Consider the following 2,210-nt stretch of genomic DNA (forward strand, 5'->3'; position numbering starts at 1 on the left):
ACGCTCATTAAAGAACTCAGCTGTCGACACAATCAAACCAACTGTTGTTGTAAAGCAGGTTACGGTAACCATAACTGCAAGGAAGAGTTGAGCTGTTGAGCCAAAGATTTCTTGAGTGGCTTGTGACAAGATGTAAACACCTGGTGTTCCACCCTTCATCACTTCAGCTGGTACCGGGAAATGATTTCCAAGGAATCCTAAACCGATATAAAGAGCGCTAAAGGCAAGAGCAACAACAATACCAACAACCCAAATAGTTGAAATGTACTCTTTCTTACTGGAGAATCCAAGTTGTTTCAAGGTTTGAACAGCGATTACGCTGAAGGCAACTGAAGCAAGGGCATCCAAGGTGTTATAACCTTCTAGAAAACCTGTCCCAAAAGCAGAAGATTGATAAGTAGCTGACGCAGTTTGAGGGCTGGTTCCACCGTATTTGAAAGCTCCCAGAACAACCAAGATGACAATCAAGATTGCAAAGACTGGCGTCAAGATACGTCCGATTCGATCCAAAATCTTTGATGGATTGAGCGAAATCAGATAGGCTGCTGCAAAGTAAAGCACAGTAAAGACAATCAATCCTAGACCTTTGTTTGCTTCGGATAAGAGGGGACTAATCCCAACTTCGTAAGCTGTTGTAGCTGTACGTGGAATGGCAAAGAAGGGGCCAATCGATAGATAGAGGACTGCAAGATAAAGCGTCGCAAACCAAGGAGCAATTTTAGTTGAAATCTCATGAATATATCCCTTGGGATTGAGCGTACCGATAATCAAGGTTAGAACTGCAATTCCTACACCTGAAAAGACAAAACCTGCGATGGCAGGAAGAAACTGTTCTCCAGATAAAGCACCTAGAGAAGGCGGAAAAATCAAGTTCCCCGCACCAAAAAATATTCCAAACAGGAGCAAACCTGTTAGGGCACCTTTTTTAGCCATAAAAATCTCCTTCATATTTCTAAAATACTGACCTAGTATACCATGATTAAGACTCTGAAAAAAGTATCCAAAATTAATCATCGAATGTTTTCAATATTTTTAAAAATAAGAATTATCTAAAAACAAAATCCCTCACTCAGTTGGAACAGAGCAAGGGAAGATTAGGATCTATCGCTATATAGCTATATAGCTTTAAAGATTTTCAAAGGCCGTCATTCCACCTTGAACATTGATAACCTTGTATCCATGTTTCTCTAAGAACTGGCAAGCACGAGCCGAATGAATGCCCGACTTACAGATGGCATAATAGAGTTGGTCAAGTTTCAACTCTTGGTAGCGATCCGCTAACTCAGAAAGAGGAAAAAGCTGGACTCCTTCTAAGTGAAAAGCGTCATACTCCTCCTGCTCGCGAATATCTAAAACGTGTAAGTTTTCTTTCTGATAAGCTTGATAAAAGCTCGAAAATGAAATTTCTTTCATGATTTCTCCTATAGAATTTGTTATGGAAGTGTTAGAATTTCGTAGCTAAAGTCAATAGCCTCTAAAAATCGGAACAAATCTTTGCTTTTGATAAAGATGGTTTTTTCATTAGTATTGGGATGGAAAGCCATGATATCTTCTGATACAATGTCCTTATCAAAATAAACTAGAATGTCTTTTTCTTCATTATTTAACAAACCAAAAGGTGATACCGTTCCTGCTGGTAGGTTCATTTTCTCAGCCAAGGAGTCCAATGAGGCCATTCGAATCCGATCGGCTCCCACTTGAACTTTAAAGTCATCCATATCCAATCGTTTCTTGTCATCCATTATGAGCAGATAGTACTGAGTTTTCTTCCTATTGGTCAAAAACATGGACTTAGTCCGGACTCCTTCCATTCCTTCAATATAGCTATCTGCCTGCTCTGTCGTAAATACAGGTGGGTGCTCCACCACATCAAAGGTGATTCCCAACTCTTGCAACTTATTAGCTACTTGTTGATAAGCATCCATAGTTTTTCTCCTTTATTGATGAATAATCTTTTGTACCAATGCTTGCAAATCTGGCACCACTTCTGCCTCAAACCAAGGATTCTTAGCCATCCAGATTTGATTACGAGGAGAAGGGTGAACTAAAGGAAAATACTCTGGTAAATAGTCTTTGTAGTGTTTTACGCGCTCTGTTACCTTGCCACTAACTTTCTCATGAAGATAGTAGGCTTGGGCATACTGTCCAATCAAAAGAGTCAACTGAATATCGGGCAACTCTTGCAAGAGTTGGGGATGCCATTTTTCGGC

At 40.0% G+C, this 2,210-nt stretch carries 4 protein-coding genes; all 4 read right to left on the reverse strand.

Annotated features, from left to right (window positions below):
- Positions 1-933, reverse strand: a 933-nt coding sequence (gene brnQ / locus SORDD16_RS06955; RefSeq protein WP_241734028.1) for a branched-chain amino acid transport system II carrier protein, incomplete at its 3' end; no start/stop codon positions are given.
- A gap of 192 nt (positions 934-1,125) precedes the next feature.
- Positions 1,126-1,413: a rhodanese-like domain-containing protein gene (locus SORDD16_RS06960; protein WP_061452853.1), complete on the reverse strand. Its 288-nt coding sequence runs from the start codon at positions 1,411-1,413 to the stop codon at positions 1,126-1,128.
- Between the two features lie 20 nt (positions 1,414-1,433).
- Positions 1,434-1,925, reverse strand: a complete 492-nt coding sequence (locus tag SORDD16_RS06965) for a prolyl-tRNA synthetase associated domain-containing protein (RefSeq protein WP_061452854.1) — start codon at positions 1,923-1,925, stop codon at positions 1,434-1,436.
- Positions 1,926-1,937: 12 nt separating this feature from the next.
- A partial coding sequence (locus SORDD16_RS06970) for a uracil-DNA glycosylase family protein (RefSeq protein WP_241734029.1) occupies positions 1,938-2,210 on the reverse strand: 273 nt, incomplete at its 5' end.

Origin of the sequence: Streptococcus oralis, assembly GCF_001578945.1 — a bacterium.
Classification (GTDB): domain Bacteria; phylum Bacillota; class Bacilli; order Lactobacillales; family Streptococcaceae; genus Streptococcus; species Streptococcus oralis_Q.

Bases quoted from the DNA above. Each gene is read 5' to 3' on its own strand.
- SORDD16_RS06960 (WP_061452853.1), bottom strand. From the start codon at position 1,413: ATGAAAGAAATTTCATTTTCGAGCTTTTATCAAGCTTATCAGAAAGAA.
- SORDD16_RS06965 (WP_061452854.1), bottom strand. From the start codon at position 1,925: ATGGATGCTTATCAACAAGTAGCTAATAAGTTGCAAGAGTTGGGAATC.